The organism is Microbacterium fluvii, assembly GCF_025515205.1.
GTDB lineage: Bacteria > Actinomycetota > Actinomycetes > Actinomycetales > Microbacteriaceae > Microbacterium > Microbacterium fluvii.
Genome location: NZ_JAOPFX010000001.1, coordinates 135,433 through 152,021 on the forward strand (window position 1 = coordinate 135,433; position 16,589 = coordinate 152,021).

13 protein-coding genes are annotated in these 16,589 nt (G+C 73.2%); all 13 read left to right on the forward strand.

All coding sequences use genetic code 11. The annotated features are described in order from the left end of the window. The first annotated feature begins 21 nt into the window (after window positions 1-21). The 13 genes from OAW74_RS00610 to OAW74_RS00670 all read left to right on the forward strand — a co-directional run bounded on the left by OAW74_RS00610 (window position 22) and on the right by OAW74_RS00670 (window position 16,437). A complete protein-coding gene (locus OAW74_RS00610) occupies window positions 22-987 on the forward strand; it encodes an AAA family ATPase (RefSeq protein ID WP_262872398.1) in 966 nt (321 codons plus the stop codon). Beyond that, window positions 984-2,363, forward strand: a complete 1,380-nt coding sequence (locus tag OAW74_RS00615; RefSeq protein ID WP_262872399.1) for a DUF58 domain-containing protein — start codon at window positions 984-986, stop codon at window positions 2,361-2,363. Before OAW74_RS00610 ends, OAW74_RS00615 begins: the two co-directional genes overlap by 4 nt. Next, the gene (locus tag OAW74_RS00620) at window positions 2,360-4,870 is read left to right on the forward strand and encodes a transglutaminase-like domain-containing protein (RefSeq protein WP_262872400.1); all 2,511 of its coding nucleotides are present in this window, start codon (window positions 2,360-2,362) and stop codon (window positions 4,868-4,870) included. The genes OAW74_RS00615 and OAW74_RS00620 overlap by 4 nt, the downstream gene beginning before the upstream one ends. Continuing rightward, window positions 4,867-6,288, forward strand: coding sequence for a DUF5684 domain-containing protein (locus tag OAW74_RS00625; RefSeq protein WP_262872401.1), 1,422 nt, complete (start codon window positions 4,867-4,869; stop codon window positions 6,286-6,288). The genes OAW74_RS00620 and OAW74_RS00625 overlap by 4 nt, the downstream gene beginning before the upstream one ends. After that, a complete protein-coding gene (locus tag OAW74_RS00630) occupies window positions 6,285-6,980 on the forward strand; it encodes a hypothetical protein (RefSeq protein WP_262872402.1) in 696 nt (231 codons plus the stop codon). The genes OAW74_RS00625 and OAW74_RS00630 overlap by 4 nt, the downstream gene beginning before the upstream one ends. An 8-nt stretch (window positions 6,981-6,988) precedes the next feature. Continuing rightward, window positions 6,989-8,251, forward strand: a complete 1,263-nt coding sequence (locus OAW74_RS00635; RefSeq protein ID WP_262872403.1) for an RDD family protein — start codon at window positions 6,989-6,991, stop codon at window positions 8,249-8,251. Then, the gene (locus OAW74_RS00640; RefSeq protein ID WP_262872404.1) at window positions 8,248-12,723 is read left to right on the forward strand and encodes an FtsK/SpoIIIE domain-containing protein; all 4,476 of its coding nucleotides are present in this window, start codon (window positions 8,248-8,250) and stop codon (window positions 12,721-12,723) included. The genes OAW74_RS00635 and OAW74_RS00640 overlap by 4 nt, the downstream gene beginning before the upstream one ends. Window positions 12,724-12,815: 92 nt before the next feature. Then, entirely contained in the window at window positions 12,816-13,103 is a 288-nt protein-coding gene (locus tag OAW74_RS00645; protein ID WP_183531571.1) for a WXG100 family type VII secretion target, read from the forward strand. 62 nt (window positions 13,104-13,165) lie between these two features. Further along, on the forward strand, window positions 13,166-13,495 hold the full coding sequence (locus OAW74_RS00650) for a hypothetical protein (RefSeq protein ID WP_262872405.1): 330 nt from the start codon (window positions 13,166-13,168) through the stop codon (window positions 13,493-13,495). After that, a complete protein-coding gene (locus OAW74_RS00655; protein WP_262872406.1) occupies window positions 13,495-14,772 on the forward strand; it encodes a hypothetical protein in 1,278 nt (425 codons plus the stop codon). The genes OAW74_RS00650 and OAW74_RS00655 overlap by 1 nt, the downstream gene beginning before the upstream one ends. After that, window positions 14,769-15,275: a hypothetical protein gene (locus OAW74_RS00660; protein WP_262872407.1), complete on the forward strand. Its 507-nt coding sequence runs from the start codon at window positions 14,769-14,771 to the stop codon at window positions 15,273-15,275. The genes OAW74_RS00655 and OAW74_RS00660 overlap by 4 nt, the downstream gene beginning before the upstream one ends. Further along, the gene (locus tag OAW74_RS00665; protein WP_262872408.1) at window positions 15,272-15,856 is read left to right on the forward strand and encodes a hypothetical protein; all 585 of its coding nucleotides are present in this window, start codon (window positions 15,272-15,274) and stop codon (window positions 15,854-15,856) included. Before OAW74_RS00660 ends, OAW74_RS00665 begins: the two co-directional genes overlap by 4 nt. Beyond that, window positions 15,853-16,437 carry a hypothetical protein gene (locus OAW74_RS00670; RefSeq protein WP_262872409.1) on the forward strand — a complete coding sequence of 195 codons (585 nt, stop codon included), beginning with the start codon at window positions 15,853-15,855 and terminating at the stop codon, window positions 16,435-16,437. Before OAW74_RS00665 ends, OAW74_RS00670 begins: the two co-directional genes overlap by 4 nt. The last annotated feature ends 152 nt before the right edge of the window (window positions 16,438-16,589 follow it).

The window sequence follows — 16,589 nt, forward strand, 5'->3', positions numbered from 1 at the left end:
CCGACCAGAAGGACGATCCGCATGACCATCACGCAGGAACAGGCGACCTGGTTCGCCCAGACGTTCGGCCAGATCGCCGACAACGTCGAGCGGGCGATCCTGGGCAAGCGTCATGTCGTCGACCTCGTGCTGACCTCGATGCTCAGCGACGGCCACGTGCTGCTCGAAGACGTGCCGGGCACCGGCAAGACCTCGCTCGCCCGCGCGCTCGCGCAGTCGGTGCAGGGAACGAACACGCGCATCCAGTTCACCCCCGATCTGCTGCCCGGCGACATCACCGGCATCACCGTCTACGACCAGAAGACGGGCGCCTTCGAGTTCCACTCCGGCCCGATCTTCGCCAACATCGTGCTCGCCGACGAGATCAACCGCGCGAGCCCCAAGACGCAGTCGGCCCTCCTCGAGGTGATGGAGGAGGGGCGCGTCACGATCGACGGCGTCAGCCGCCAGGTCGGCGACCCCTTCCTCGTGCTGGCGACGCAGAACCCGGTCGAGCAGGCCGGCACCTATCGGCTGCCCGAAGCGCAGCTCGACCGGTTCATGATGCGCACCTCGCTCGGCTACCCCGACCACGCCGCGACCGTGCGCATCCTCGACGGCGCCGCCACCGCCACCGACGACCTCGCGCCGATCATCACGCCGCAGGCGCTCGCGGGCATGGCCGACCTCGCCGCAGGCGTCTACGTCGACGCGCTCGTGCTCGACTACATCGCCCGCCTCGTGGATGCGACGCGCTCGGCCGACGAGGTGCGCCTGGGGGTCAGCATCCGCGGCGCCCTCGCCCTCACCCGCGCCAGCCGCACCCGCGCGGCCTCGCAGGGGCGCACCTATGCGACGCCGGACGATGTGAAGGCGCTCGCCGTCGCGGTGCTCTCGCACCGGCTGATCCTGCATCCAGAGGCCGAGTTCGACGGGGTCGCGCCCGAAGCGGTCGTCGGCCAGGTGCTGCTGGATGTCGCGCCCCCGAGCAGACGCGAGGCCGGATGACCCAGCTCGACTCCCGCCTCACCCGCACGACCGCCTCGACCGGCACCGCCGGCACGGGCGCCGGCGGCACCACGACCCGCACGCAGGTCACCTCCGCGCGCGGGCGGCGGTTCGTGCGCGCCGTCGTGTGGGGGACAGCGGCCAGCCGCGCGTTCGGCGGCGCGGTGCGCGCGGCGGCGCAGTGGGCGGCCGACACCGTGCGACCGGCCGGCGCTCTCGTGGCGCTCGCGGCGACGGCGGGCCTCGTGCTGGGCATCGCCTTCGGCTGGGTGGAGTGGATGGTCGCCGGCGCCGTCTCGGTGCTGCTGCTGGTGATGGCCGTGCCCTTCCTGTTCGGCTCGCGCGCCTACGACGTCGACCTCACGCTGACCCACGAGCGCATCGTCGCCGGCGAGGGGGTCGCCGGCGAGATCGTCGTGCGCAACGACGGGGAACGGGTCGCGCTCCCCGGTCGCATCGACATCCCGGTGGGTGCGGGGCTCGTGGAGTTCGGGGTGCCGCTGCTGCGCCCAGGGCACACCATCGCGCAGCCTCTCGAGATCCCGAGCCTGCGCCGCGGCATCGTGACGGTGGGACCGGCCACGACGGTGCGCACCGACCCGATCGGGCTGCTGCGCCGTGAGCACGCGTTCGACGACGTGCATGAGCTCTATGTGCACCCCCGCACGGTCGCCGTGCCCTCCACCAGCGCCGGACTCATCCGCGACCTCGAGGGCGCCCCCACCCGGCGCCTGGTCGATGCCGACATGTCGTTCCACGCGATCCGCGAATACGCTCCGGGCGACTCCCGCCGGCAGGTCCACTGGAAGTCGACGGCCAAGACGGGGCAGCTGATGGTGCGCCAGTACGAGGAGTCCCGGCGCTCGCGCATGGCGATCGTGCTCGCGGCGGCCGAGGCCGAGTACGCCGACGCCGACGAGTTCGAACTCGCCGTCAGCTGCGCGGCCTCGTTGGGCCTTCGTGCCGTGCGCGACGCCCGCGACATCGACATCGTCACGGGGTCCGAGATCCCACGGGTGGTGCGCGGCCGACTGCGGGCGATCCAGCACGTCGCGTCGGCGTCGCCGCGCACGATGCTCGACGGGTTCAGCGCCGTTCAGCAGTACGAGTCGACGATGCGCGTCGAAGAGATCTGCCGCCTCGCGGCCGAGGCGAACGAGCGGCTCTCGATCGCCTTCGTCGTCGTGGGGTCCACCGTTCCGGTCGGTCGGCTGCGACAGGCGGCCCTCGCCTTCCCCGCCGACACCGCGGTGGTCGGGGTGATCTGCGACGAGCGTGCGCATCCGCGGATGCAGGCGGTCGCGGGGCTGAGCGTGCTCACCGTCGGCGTCATCGAAGACCTCTCCGGGCTGCTGCTGAGGGGGGCGACCTCATGAGCAGGACCCTCCCCGTGGCCCGTGCCGATCGCACGCGGATCGTCGTCGTGCCGCGCATCGTCGCGGGGTCGCTGTACGCGGCCGTGACCGTCGCGGTGGCAGCGGCCGCCGCCTGGCCGATCTACCGCACGGGCTGGTTCGCGCTGCTGGTGGTCGCCTCGGCCGCCGCCGCCGCGGTCATCGCCGCGGTGGCCCACCGGCGGCGCTGGCCGGGATGGGCCGTGGTGGTGGGTGTCGCCGGCGCGATCGCGGTCACCGGCGTGCCGCTGGCGGTGCCCTCTCGGCTGGGCGGCGGCCCGCTGGAGGTGGTGCGGGGCCTCGGTGACCTCGGTGCGGGCCTGGTCGTGGGGTGGAAGGACCTCCTGACGGTCGATCTGCCGGTCGGCACCTATCGCAACCTGCTGGTTCCCGCACTCGTGGTGTTCCTAGTCGGAACGTGCGCCGCTCTGCTGCTGTCGTGGCGAGACGACCGGGTCGCCGTCGCGGCGGCGCCGACGGCGCTCGCGATGGTCGCCTTCGGGCTCTTCTTCGGCCGCACGTCGGTCAGCGAGCCTCTCACGCTCGGCCCCGTCGTGCTGCACGCGCCGCTCGAGACGGCGATCGGCGCGACCGCCCTGCTGTCGAGCCTGCTGTGGCTGGCCTGGCGCAGCCGCGACGAGCGGGTGCGCGCCCTGCAGCGGGCCGCGATCTCGAGCGGGGTGCGCATCTCGCGGCGGGCGTCGCCGACCGACAGAAGACGGGGGATGCTGGCCGCAGGCATGATCGCCGTCGCCCTGGTCGTCGCCGTCGCCGTCGTGCCCTACGCGGCCAGCGGCGCCGACCGCGAGGTGCTGCGCTCGTCGATCGGACCCGATGTCGATCTGTCGGCCGAAGTCAGCCCGCTCGCGTCGTACCGGGCGCTGTTCGCCGACGACCGGGCCGACGAGGTGCTGTTCACCGTCAGCGCCCAGGGCGCCCTGCCCGACCGCGTGCGCATCGCGACGCTCGACAGCTACGACGGTCAGACCTACCGCTCTGGCGGCAGCGCGGCCGTCGACCAGGCGCGCTTCGTGCGCGTGCCCTCGACCCTCGACGCGGGGGAGGGCGAGCCGATCGACCTCACCGTCTCGATCGAGGGTCTGGACGGCGTCTGGATGCCGACGGCGGGGCAGCTCGAATCGGTCGCCTTCTCCGGGGGGCGCAGCAGCGCCCTCGCCGACGGCTTCTACTACAGCGCCGCGGCCGCCGCAGGCGTGCAGACGGCCGGCGGCGGGCTGCAGACCGGCGATCGGTTCGAGGTGAGCGCCGTCGTTCCCGCGACGCAGGATCTGCGGGCGCTGTCGGCCCCCGGCGGCGTCTCCGATGCCGTCTCGGCGCCCGACAGCCTCATCGCCTGGGTCGACGCCCACCGCAGCGGCAGCGGCGGCGCGGCGCTGGCGGGCCTGGTCGATCTGCTCCGAGAGCGCGGCTATCTCAGCCACGCGCTGACCGAGGGCGAGACGACCCCCGCGTGGGCCGCCGACCTGCCCGGCTACACCTTCCAGCCGAGCGCGTCCGGTCATTCGCTCGCGCGCATCGACGCGATGTTCACCCGGCTGCTCGAGCGCGAGGCCGATTCGCGCGCTGTCGACACCGGCAACTACGTCGCCGCCGTCGGCGACGACGAGCAGTTCGCCGTCGCCGTCGCCCTGATCGCGGGCCGACTCGGCTTTCCCGCTCGGGTCGTGCTGGGTGCCAGGCTGAGCTCGTCCGACCCGTCGCTGCCGACCTGCGACGCGGGCGAGTGCCGTGCGCAGGACGCCGCGGTGTGGACCGAGGTGCGCGGCACCGACGGCACCTGGGTGCCGATCGATGTGACGCCGCAGTTCGCGCAGTCGCCGAGCCTGGAGCGCACCGAGCAGCGCGACCCCGAGAACGTCACCGACGTGATCCCCGACGCGGTCGAAGAGGTCGTTCCGCCGGAGCCGCTGCAGGACGACACCGCCTCCGCCGCCGACGACGATGCCGCCGACGGCTGGAACCTCGCGTGGCTGTGGCCGATCCTGAGGGTCGCCGGCATCGTGCTGCTGCTGCTCGCACTCGCCTTCGGTCCGTTCCTGGTCGTGATCGTGGCCAAGGCCGCCCGCCGCGGTCGGCGCCGCCGCGACGGGTCGCCCGCAGCGCGACTCGCCGGCGGCTGGGACGAATACGTGGATGCCGCCATCGACGCCCGCCGGGAGGCGCCGCGCGCCGCGACCCGCGGCGAACTCGCCGCCGCCTTCGACACTCCTGCGGGCGGTGCGCTGGCCGTCGCCGCCGACCGCGCGGTCTTCTCGCACGACGCCGTCGACGAGGCCGAGGCCGTGCGGTACTGGGAGCTCGTCGACGCCGAGCGGCGGATGCTGGCCGGGCAGAACGGCTTCTGGCGGCGCCTGCGCGCGGCCGTATCGTTGAGATCATTCATTCGTCACCTCGCGCCGCCGGTCGCGAGCACGCGCCTCTCGGAGAGGGGGAAGCGACGGTCTGCACAGACCGCGCGCACCACATGAACAACACCATCGACGCCACCCCGCTCGTCGCCGTGTGGCTGAGTTCGCTCGCTCTGGGCCTGGTCGTCTACGTGTGGACGGCGATCGCCCTGGCGGCCGTCTTCAAGAAGACCGGCGAGCAGCAGTACAAGGCGTGGGTGCCGTTTCTCAACGTCTTCGTCGTGCTCCAGCTCGGCGGATACTCGGGCTGGCTCGTGCTGCTGACGCTCATCCCGGTCGCCGGCCCCCTCGTGCTGTGGATCGTCTCGATCGCCGCGGCCCACCGCATCAACCTGTGCTTCGGCTACCGCGCCGGCATGACGGTGCTGGCGGCGCTGCTGTTCCCGGTGTGGGCATCGGTGCTCGGCTTCGGCTCGGCGACGTGGGTCGGCATCGACGACGAGGCGGCACCGGCCGGCCCCCGCCGCAGCGACCCCTCCGACCCCCAGGCGGCACCGCCGGCGGCCCAGGCCTCCGCGGCCGACCAGTGGGCGCCCCGGCCCGAGGCCGCTCCCCCCGTCGCCGCGGCGGAGCCGGCACACGAAGACGACGGCATCGACGACCCGCTGCCGGCGCCGGCGGTGCGCGCGCCCGCCCAGGCGGCGCCCGCGCAGGCGGCGCCCGAGCAGGCCGCGCCTGCCCAGGCGTCGCCCGCACCGGCGTCGCCGCCCGCCGACGCCGCGCCGGTCGCCGAGGCCGCCGCGCCCCGATGGGGAGGGTTCGATCTGGGCGGAGCGGGTGCCACCTCCGATGTGACGGAGGTGCCGGACGAGGCGCCAGACCCGATCGCCGCCGTGCCGATCCTGCGCCGCTCCACGGCGGTGCCCGCGCCGCTGCCCGAGGTCGTTCCGCCCGTCACCCGGGTGCCGGAGCCCCCGGCGCAGGAGGATGCGCCCGAGGGCGAGGAGCCCTGGGTGCCGGGGCCGCTGCGGGGCGGTGCCCGCGCGATGGACGAGGCGTTCGACGAGTCGTCGGGGTCGGTCTCGGCGATCGCCGAGGCTCCGGTGGCGGGCACGCCGCGGTCCGCCACGACGTCGGTGTCGGCCCAGCACACCCGCCCCGAGATCCCCGACGAGCTCGACGAGCAGACCGTCGTGGCGCGCCGCCGGCGCTCAGGATGGTCGCTCGTGCCGCCGACGGGCCCCGCCGTCGCGATCACCTCCGACGTCGTGATCCTCGGCCGCCGGCCGCAGCGCGACCGGCAGCATCCGCAGGCGCAGCTCATCGAGATCGAAGACGAGACGGTGTCCAAGACCCACGCACGTCTCGTGCTGCGCTCCGAGAAGTGGTTCGTCACCGACCTCGACTCGACCAACGGCGTGCTGTTCGCGACCTTCATGGGCACCGACGTCGAGGCTCCTCCCGGGGTCGAGACCGAGGCGGGCGAGAAGTTCCTGCTCGGCGACGCCGAGATCAAGCTCGTCAAGAGCGAGGCATGACACCCGAGCAGGGAGAGCCCGACGACGACACCGTGCTCTCGCGTCGTCGGGCGGATGCGGCGCCGCACGGCGCCGACGACCTCGACGCGACGGCGCTGCGCCGCGCGCAGCGCGGCCCCGCGCCCGAACCGCCGGCCGACGAGCCGCACCCCGACGGCGACTTCGAACTGACGCTGCTGCGCGAAGGGGTGCGCATCGCGCCGGCGGGCGCCCCGGCGCCGCCGAGCGAAGACACCGAGACGGTCCGCCGCACGGCGCCGTCGACCCGTGCGGCCACGCCCGCGCCCCCGGCCGCCGACCTCGCCTCGACTGCGCCGGAGGCGCCGGCCGACCAGGAGCCGTTCGGCGCCACCGAGGCGCTCGAAGAGACGCTGCTGCGCACGACCGGCGCGCCGACCCCTTCGACCCCGGTCGCACCCCCCGCCGTCGACCTCGTCGAGGCGCGACGTGACGTGCGCGTGCCGGAGCAGGCGATCTTCCGCACCCCCGCCCCTCCGCCGCGCGAGGCGCCCGTCGTCGCGCCGCGCGCTCCGGCGCAGCCCTCGCGGTCGCCTGCGCAGGCCGATCATGAGAGTGTGGAGCGCGCCGCGCGCACCCGTGCACGGCGCCGGGCCGTCGTGGTCGTGGTGCTCGTCGCCGTGGTCGCGGTGCTGGCCGCCGGTGCCCTCGCGGTGCTGCTGACGATGAACTGAGGAGCGCGATGACCACGCCGACCGCCGCGGCCGACGAGGCCAGGAGCCTGGGGCTCGTCGCCGCCTCGCCCGGGCTGCGCTCGCTCGCCTTCGCGATCGACGCCGCCCTCATGCTGGTGCTGCTGAGTCCTGTCGTGGTCGGCGCCGTGATGGCGGCGCAGGACGGCTGGTCGACCATCGCCGCCGTGCTCGTGATCGCCGGCGGCGCCGCGGCCGTGGTGCTGGCGGTCGTGCAGCTGATCACGCACGGGCTGCGGGGCGTCACGATCGGCAAGGCCTCGCTGCGGCTGCGGTCGATCGATGCCGCGACCTACCGCCGCCCGGGGTTCTGGCGCATCGTGCTGCGGGCGTGCGTGCTGGCCGCCGGCTGCATCGTGCCGCTCGTCGGACCCGCCGTGCTGCTGTGCTCCGGGCTGTGGGATCCGCAGCGTCGGGGCCGCAGCATCCTCGACCGCACGGCGGGATGCTGGCTGATCGACACCCGCGCGGGCATCGACCCCTTCGACGCCACCGCGCTGCGCCGCGCGCGCCGTGCGCTCGTGGAGCGCTCCGACGGCATCGACGAGCAGCTCGCCTCGATGGCCACGGGAGCCGACGGCGATGCCGTGCTGCGCGCGCCGGCCGTGCGCTCTCGCGCGGGAGTCGTGGGCTCCGACGCAGGGGCGCAGTGGGCGCTCGCGGCCGCGCTGGCCTCGCCCCCGCCCATCGACGCGCTCCCCGGAGCGGAGGTGGCCGCCGCGCCCACGCCGACGCCCTCGGCCCCCGTGTCGCCTCCGGCACCCGCGCCCGAGCCGGCACCCGCGCCCGAGCCGGCCGTCGTGCCTGCACCGGCCCCCGCGCCCGAGCCGGCAGCCGCGCCCCCTCTCATCGAGCCGCCCGCCACCGACACCGTGCTCGTGCCCCCGGCCGCCCCCGCCCGCCGTCGCCGGGCGAAGGGGCGACTGCTGCTCGACGACGGCAGCGAGGTGCGCGTGCCCGTCTTCGGACTCATCGGGCGCGACCCGGCCGCCGAGCCCGACGATCCAGAGGCGATGCTCGTGCCGCTCGCCGATCCCGAGCGGCTGATCTCCAAGACCCACCTCGCCTTCGGCGAAGACGACGAGGGGCTCTGGATCGTCGACCGCGGCTCCCGCAACGGCACGCAGCTCGTCTCGCCGTCGGGCGAGCAGGTCGAGGCCGTCGCCGGCGACCGCACGCGGGTGCCGACCGGGTGGACCGTGCAGGTCGGCGGCCGCTCGTTCGCCCCGACTCCGAGGAGTGACCGCCCGTGAAGCTCAAGCTGGGTCTGCGCCGCAGCGCCGAGTCCGTCGTCGACGTCGTCGTGACCGCCGACGCCACCGTCGTCGTCGAAGACGTCGCGCGCGCCCTCGCCGACGGCGCCCGGTTCGCCGACGGCACCGTGCCGACGCTCGTGGTGACCACGCCCACCGGCCAGTCGATGCAGCTCGAGCCGGGGGCGCTCGTGGCCGAGGCCACGATCGGCTCGGGGTTCGAGGTGGCCGTCGTGGCGGCGGCTTCCTCTCCCACCGGCGCGTCGGCGCCTGCCGCCCTCATGCACATCCACTCCGGCCCGCAGGCGGGGCGCAGCGTCGCGCTCCCACGGGGCGCGTCGGTGATCGGCCGCACCGAACCGGCCGCCGTGCTGATCGACGACGCCCTCGTCTCGAAGCGCCACGCGCGCGTCGAGGTCGACAACGGCATCGAACTGGTCGATCTCAACAGTGCCAACGGCCTGCTCGTCGACGGCGGACTCGTCTCGCGGGTGCGGGTGCGCCCTGGGCAGCTCATCACCATCGGCGCCACCGAGGTGTCGTTCGCGATGGTCGCGGGGGCCACGGGCGACGACTCGCGTGTGCTCGAGCGCGGCGGGTCGCTGCTGTTCAACCGGTCGCCCAGGGTCGAGGTGCGCTATCCGGGCACCGAGCACCGGCATCCGCTCATCCCCACCGAGGCCGACCCCCGCATCTTCCCGTGGCCGATGATCATGGCCCCGGTGCTGCTCGGCCTCGCCATGTTCGGCATCACGCAGCGGCCCACGGCGCTCCTCATCGTCGCGATGGCGCCGCTGATGATGCTCGGCAACTTCATCGGGCAGCGCACGCAGCAGGGCAAGAAGCTCCAGCTCGAGATCGAGACCTTCGAGACGCAGATCGACGAGCTCGAAGACCGCCTGCTGGCCGGCGAGGTCGTCGAGCGCGAGCGTCGCCGGGCCGAGGCCCCCGCGACGGCGACGGTGTACGAGCAGGCCATGTCGCTCGGGCCGCTCCTGTGGACGCGGCGCCCCGAGCACTGGAACTTCCTGGGCCTGCGGCTCGGCGTCGGCTCCGCCGCGAGCCGCAGCTCGATCGCCGAGCCCAACGACCAGCGCGGCATCGCCGCCTACGCGCACCGCGTGAACGCGCTGCGCGAGCGGTTCTCGCGCATCGAGGGCGTGCCGCTGGTCGAGCTGCTGCCCTCGGCCGGCGCGATCGGCATCGCGGGGCCCAAGGACCTCGCCGCCGACGCCGTGCGCGGCCTGGCCGTGCAGCTGTTCGGCCTGCACGCGCCCAACGAGCTGGTCACCGCCGCGATCATCGACCCCGGCTGGACGGGGGAGCTGGAGTGGATGAAGTGGCTTCCGCACACGACGAGCGCGCGCTCGCCCCTCGGTGGGGTGGCTCTCGCCGACAGCCCGTCGGCGGGCACGATCCTGGTGAACGCGCTCGAGGAGATCATCCTCGCGCGCCTGTCGTCGACCTCCACGCGCCGCGGCCCGCTCGATCCCTCAGACACCGCGATGGAACTCGGCAAGCAGGTGGGCGCGGGGCGCGCGGAGCGATCGGGGCCCGCCGACGACGTCTCGCTCGTGCTGTTCGTCACCGGCGACGCGCCCGTCGACCGAGCCCGGCTCACGCAGATCATCGAGCGCGGACCGGATGCGGGCGTCTACACGGTGTTCGTGGCGCCGACGGTCGAGTCGCTCCCGGCCGCCTGCCGCACCTTCCTCGATGTCACCGGCGGCCTCGACGACGCCGTCGTCGGGTGGGTGCGCGCGGGTGAGCGCGCCGAGGGCGTCGCGGTGGAAGGCGTCTCGCGCGCCTTCGCCGAGCTGTTCGCGACGCGCATGGCGCCCGTCGTCGACTCCAGCTCGGTCGACGCCGACTCGTCCGACCTGCCTGGTTCGGTGTCGCTGCTGCGGCTGATCGGCACCGATCTCGCCGACGACGCGGATGCCGCTGCCGAGCGCTGGCGCGAGACGGGCTCGATCATCGACCGCACGCCGGGGCCCAAGCCCCGCCTCAAGCGCGCGGGCACGCTCAAGGCGTTCGTCGGTCAGGGCAGCCCCGACGCGATGTCGCTCGATCTGCGCACGCAGGGCCCGCACGCGCTCGTCGGCGGCACGACGGGGTCGGGCAAGAGCGAGTTCCTGCAGGCGTGGGTGCTCGGCATGGCCGCGGAGTACAGCCCCGACCGGGTGACGTTCCTGTTCGTCGACTACAAGGGCGGCTCGGCGTTCGCCGACTGCGTCGACCTGCCGCACTGCGTGGGGCTGGTCACCGACCTGAGTCCGCATCTCGTGCGCCGCGCCCTGACGAGCCTGCGCGCGGAGCTGCACCACCGCGAGCACCTGTTCAACCGCAAGAAGGCGAAAGACCTGCTCGAGCTCGAGAAGCGCCAGGACCCCGAGACCCCGCCCGCGCTCGTGCTGGTCATCGACGAGTTCGCGGCGCTGGCGGGCGAAGTGCCCGAGTTCGTCGACGGCGTCGTCGACATCGCCCAGCGCGGCCGGTCGCTGGGCATCCACCTGATCATGGCGACCCAGCGGCCCGCCGGCGTCATCAAAGACAACCTGCGCGCCAACACCAACCTGCGGGTCGCCCTGCGCATGGCCGACGAGTCCGACTCCACCGACGTCGTCGGCGAGCCGCTCGCGGCGGGCTTCGACCCGTCGCTCCCCGGTCGAGGCGTCGCCAAGACGGGGCCCGGCCGGCTCGTGCCGTTCCAGTCGGGCTACGCGGGCGGATGGACCAGCGACGAGCCCGACCGCGCGCAGGTGCGGGTGGCCGAGCTGCGCTTCGGCACGCTCGTGCAATGGGAGGCCCCCGCCGACGAGGCGGCCGACGTGCACGAGGAGGACCTCGGCCCGAACGATCAGAAGCGGCTTGTGGCGACGCTCGTGCGCGCCGCCGACGACGCCGGCATCCCCGTGCCCCGACGCCCCTGGCTCGACGACCTCGCCGCCACGATCGACCTGCGCTCTCTTCCGCTCGACGGCGGCGATGCGCGCATTCCGCTGGGGCTCGCCGACATCCCCGAGCGTCAGCTGCAGGCCCCGGTCTTCTTCGAGCCCGACCTCGACGGCCACATGCTCGTCTACGGCACGAGCGGTGCGGGCAAGAGCGTGGCGCTGCGCACCGTCGCGATCGCGGCGGGTGCCAGGCCCGACCTCGGCCGCACGGCCGTGTACGCGATCGACTTCGGCACCGGTGCCCTGCGTTCGCTCGAGTCGCTCCCGCACGTCGGCTCGGTCGTGACCGGAGACGACGTCGAGCGCGTGCAGCGGCTGCTGCGCACCCTGCGCGGCGTGCTCGACGACCGCGCTCGCCGCTACTCGGCGGTCAATGCGTCGAGCCTCAGCGAGTACCGCGAGATCACCGGCGATGCGAGCGAGGCGCGCATCGTCGTGCTCATCGACGGGTTCGGGGTGTTCAAGCAGGACTGGGAGACCACGTCGGCGCGCGCCGCGTACTACGCCGTCTTCATGCGGATGCTGGGCGAGGGGCGCCCGCTGGGCGTGCACGTCGTGGCCACCGCCGACCGCTACGGAGCGGTGCCGACGGCGGTCAGCGCCAACGTGACCAAGCGCATCGTGCTGCGGATGGCCGATGAGGGCGCGTATTCGATCCTGGGCGTCCCCAAAGACGTGCTCAACGAGCGCAGCGCCCCCGGGCGGGCCATCGTCGACGGGCTCGAGACGCAGGTCGCCGTCATCGGCGGGACCACCAACGTCGCCGAGCAGAACGCGGCCACCGAGCGGTTCGCCGCCGAGCTGCGCGCCGCGGGAGCCGTCGACGCCGGCGAGATCGGCTCCCTGCCGGTGCAGCTGGCTCCCTCCGCCCTGCCCGACCGCGCCGACGACCTGCCGGTGCTCGGCATCGGCGAAGACACGCTCGGCCCGATCGGCTTCGAGCCGATCGGCACCTTCGTCGTGGCGGGCCCGCCGGCAAGCGGCAAGACGACGGCGGTGCGCGCCGTCGTGACGGCGCTGGAGCGCTTCGACCCGACGGTGCAGCTGTTCCACATCGGCGGCCGCCGCGCGGCCCTGCGCGACTGGCGCACGTGGCGGGGCAGTGCCACGGCGATCGACGACGTGCGCGCCCTCGCGAAGGAGCTGCGCGACCTCGTCGCCGCCGAGCCTGCCGCCGGGCGCATCGCGATCGTCGTCGAGAACATCGCCGACTTCGGCGACACCGACGCCGAGCGGCCGCTCAAAGAGCTCTTCCAGGCCGTCAATCGCGGCGACCACTTCCTCGTGGCCGACGGCGACGTGGCGCAGCTGGGAAGCGGCTACGGCCTCATCGGCGAGCTCAAGGCGGGCCGCCACGGCATCGCACTGCGGCCGGACTCGTACGACGGGGACTCGCTGTTCAAGCTGCCCTTCCCCAAGGTGCAGCGGCACGAGTTCCCCCCTGGCCGAGGGCTGTTCGTCGAGAACGGCCGCGTCGTGGCCGTGCAGGTGGCGAACCTGCCGGGGGAGAAATGAATTATCCGATCCCGGCGTGAAACGGCGCAGGGGCTCGGGTTAGCCTGAGTGGGCCGGTGGGCAGCCGGCACGCAGACCGAAAGGAATGATCGATGGCGGATTTCAAGGCGTCCTATGGCGAGATGGAGGCCATGGCCGGAAAGCTCGACTCCGGTCGGGAAGAGATCGGCGATGTGCTGCGGCGACTCAAGAGCGACGTCGACCGGCTGCTGGGCGACGACTTCAAGACCCAGCACGCGTCGGGCAAGTTCGGCGAGGGCTACAACGAACTCACCACGGGACTCGAGAAGGCCATCGAGGGCATCTCCGACATGGGTGAATCGCTGCGCAAGATGATGCAGGCGATCAAGGACACCGACCAGGCGCTCGCGGGCAACTGACGCACGATCGAGGGTGACGGCGGCCGCATGGCCGCCGTCACCCCGTCACGCGAGGAGACGACATGGACATCATGCTCGACCTCGAGCGGCTCCGGACGACGCAGGCGGGCCTGAAGGCGTCCATCGCCGAGTTCGAGTCGGCGGGGAAGATCAACGACGATCTCGAGGAGGCCGTCGGCCGGCCGGACGACCGCGGAGAGCTCCGAGGCAAAGTGGGCGACTTCGAGTCGTCGTGGGACGGCAAGCGCGGCAAGCTCACCGAGAACCTGCAGGGGATCCTCGACCAGCTGACATCGATCGTCGACGGCTGGACGGAGTGGGACACCTCCACGGCGTCCGATCTCGACAGCGGGTGCAGCACCAGCACCACGACCGCGCGGAGGGTGGGCTGATGCGCTCCCCAGAGGGCAACCACGAGCTGCGCTGGCTGGAGGGCACGCCAGGCTCGATCTGGCAGCGCGGAGACGACTGGGTCAAGCTCGGCACGACCATGGATTCCACCGCCGACGACCTCACGGCGATCGCCGACTCCGACGCGTGCAAGAGCAAGGGCACCGACAAACTCGCCGAGCTCGCCGGCGAGACGGCAGGAGACCTCAAGAAGGCCGCGACGCGCTACGTCGACACCGGTCGAGAGCTGCGCACCTACGCCGACGCCCTCGACACCGCCCAGACCTGGCTGAGCCGCAACCTCGCCTCGGTCGAGGCCGCGGAGCGCGACTACCAGAGCGCCCTCGACGCGAAGGACGACGCCGTCTCGGCGAAGTCGTCGCTGGATCACCAGTGGCCGTGGGAAGACGACCCCACCCCCGCCGAGACGGCAGCGGCCGCCGACGCGGTCTCGGATGCGACGGCGCGCGTGGGCACGGCCAAGACCCATCGCGACGCGATGTGGACCGAGTTCGACCAGGTGTTCGAGGCATGGGAAGAGGCCTACGACGACGCCGTGGGCGGCATCCAGAAGGCGATGGACACGGCGGGCAACAACGACGGCTTCTGGGAGTTCGTCGACGATGCGCTGTTCGTGATCAGCGTCGTACTGGTCGTGCTCAGCGTCGTCGCCCTCATCATCGGCGCGCCCCTGGTGGGACTGCTGGGCCTGGCGATCCTCGCCCTCACGGTCGTCTCGATCGGCCTGACGCTGTTGAAGTTCGCCTACGGCAGGGCGACGCTCAGCGACGTGGCCTGGAGCCTGGTCGCGCTCATCCCCTTCGGCGTCGGCAAGCTGCTCTCGCGCGGCGCGCCGATCCTCTCGAACGTCGTCAGCGGCGGCCGCAGCGTCGTCACCGGTGCCATCCGCTCCGGCCTTCCCCGGCTGAGCCTTCTGCGCCCGACGTCGTGGTTCACCCCCGTGCGGTCGCTGTTCGCTCCGCTCACCTCGCGCCTCGCGCTGCGCTCGCCGAGCATGTTCGTCAACCCGGCGCGCTCGATCTCGCTCGGCTCGTCCGACCTCGTGCAGGTCGAGAACTTCCTGCGCACGATGACGCAGTCCAAGTGGGCGGCCAATCCCGCCGTCGCCGAGTTCGTGGCCACCACGACCAAGGCGATGCCGGGCACGGCCGCGCAGAACATCTTCCGCACCGTCTGGCTCGGCTCGACCGCGACCGACTTCGGGGGTCTCATCGACGTGCTGCCCGACATCCCCGGGCTGAAGGACGTCACGCTGTGACCGCTCGTCCCGCCGCGGGCCCCGCCTGGCGCGCGCCGCTGTGGCGGGCCGCGGCCGCGGTGCACCTGGTCATCGCGGGACTGCTGGTCGTCTACCTCGTCGGCTCCCTGCTGCTCACGGGCGGTCAGGTCGTCGCATCCCGTGGTCCGATATGGGGCGCGGCTCTCGACTTCCCGCTGTTCGTCGTGCCGGCGTGGATGCTGATCGCCCTCGCCGCCGTCGGTGCGGCGCTGTACCTCCCGCTGCTGCTGACGGTGCGCGTGCTCGACGCCCGGCGCCTCTCCGGAGCGTGGGGCGTGGTCGCCGCATCCGTCTTCACACCTCTGCTGTTCTCGGCCGTCGTCGACGACGACATCTGGCGCGCCTTCCGCGAGCAGGGCTACTGGATCGCCTCGGCGATCTCGGCCGTGTGCGTGCTCGCCCTGGCGATCGCGGCGTTCACGACGGCGCCCCGCTACGACCGGCTGGCCCGCGCGGGCGAGCTCCCGCCGGGGTACCTGTGAGCGGCGAGCCGGCGCAGGCCGCGCCGACGGGCTTCCACCTCATGCTGCCGACGGGGTGGCGCCGCTATCTCGTCGACGACGAGGGACGCCGTGCGCTGACGGCGCAGCTGGCGGCGCGCATGAAGGAGCTCGGCCGCCCCGACCTCGACGTGCAGGCGCGCACGCTCGTCGAGGCGCAGTGGCGCCGGCTGCGCTCGGCCAAGGTGAGCGCCGTCTATCTCGCCGAAGGCTCCGAGGCCGCGCAGGCGCTTCCCGCCTCGATCGCCGTCAGGCAGCACGTCGCACCGGTCGGCACCGACTTCGCCGCGTCGGTGCGCACCATGGCGCGTGTGCCGGTCGAGCAGATCGAGACCCCGGTGGGCGTCTTCCTGCGCTGGATCACCGACGGGCAGGGCGAAGGCGAGACCGGCGAGGTGCGCACGCGCCAGGTCGGCTACGCCGTGGCCCTTCCCGGCGAAGGCGAGCGGCGAGGGCTCGTGTTCCTGTCGTCGATCCCTCACCTCGACGACGCCGATCCCACCCTGGTGGCCCTGCTCGTAGAGCAGAGCGACCTCATCATGGAGACCTTCCGCTGGCGATGAGCATCGAATACTCGATCGAGCTGGATCACCGCCTCTGGATGCCGGTGCCGCTGTCCTTCCCCTGGAACGACTACGAGAGCCCCGAGCGCTGGGCCGCCGACATCGCGCACGATCTGCTGCAGGGGCTCGGGGCGCCCCCCGAGGTGCAGCAGGCGCTCGAAGACACGGCGCTGCACCACGCGCTGGTGGCGCCGCCCCTGCCCGAGGCGATCGAGCGGTTCTGGCGACGGCCGGAGGCGGGAGCCCCCGACCGCCTCGTGCACCTGTATGCCCTCGAGACCGACGCCTTCGCGGCGGAGGAGCTCGTCGAGATCTCGCGCGTCGGCATCGGCGGTCTCGTGCAGACGGTCACGGTGCTCGAAGAGACCGGGTTCGACGTCGCGCTGCGGGTCGTTCTGCTGCTGGAGGTGGGGGAGAGTCCGATCGCCGTCGTGCGGCTGATCGGCACCGGCGGCGGGGGAGCGCTGATGCTCGAGCAGATCGACGCCGACCTCGGCGCGGTCGCCGCGCTCGAGCCCGATCTCGAGGCGCTGCTGCGCAGCATCCGCGTGCGGCCGGGCTCCGACGCGACCGCCGACTGAGCGCGTTTGACCCTGCACGCCCCGCGCGCGTATCATTGATCGGGTGTGCGCATTCGCGCGCCCTGAGTCGTGCCTCGGCATGCGCCCAGGTGTGCGAGCGCCGCATTTTCGGGAACGCGCCTGCGAACAGGCCGCCCCCACGGCATATCCAC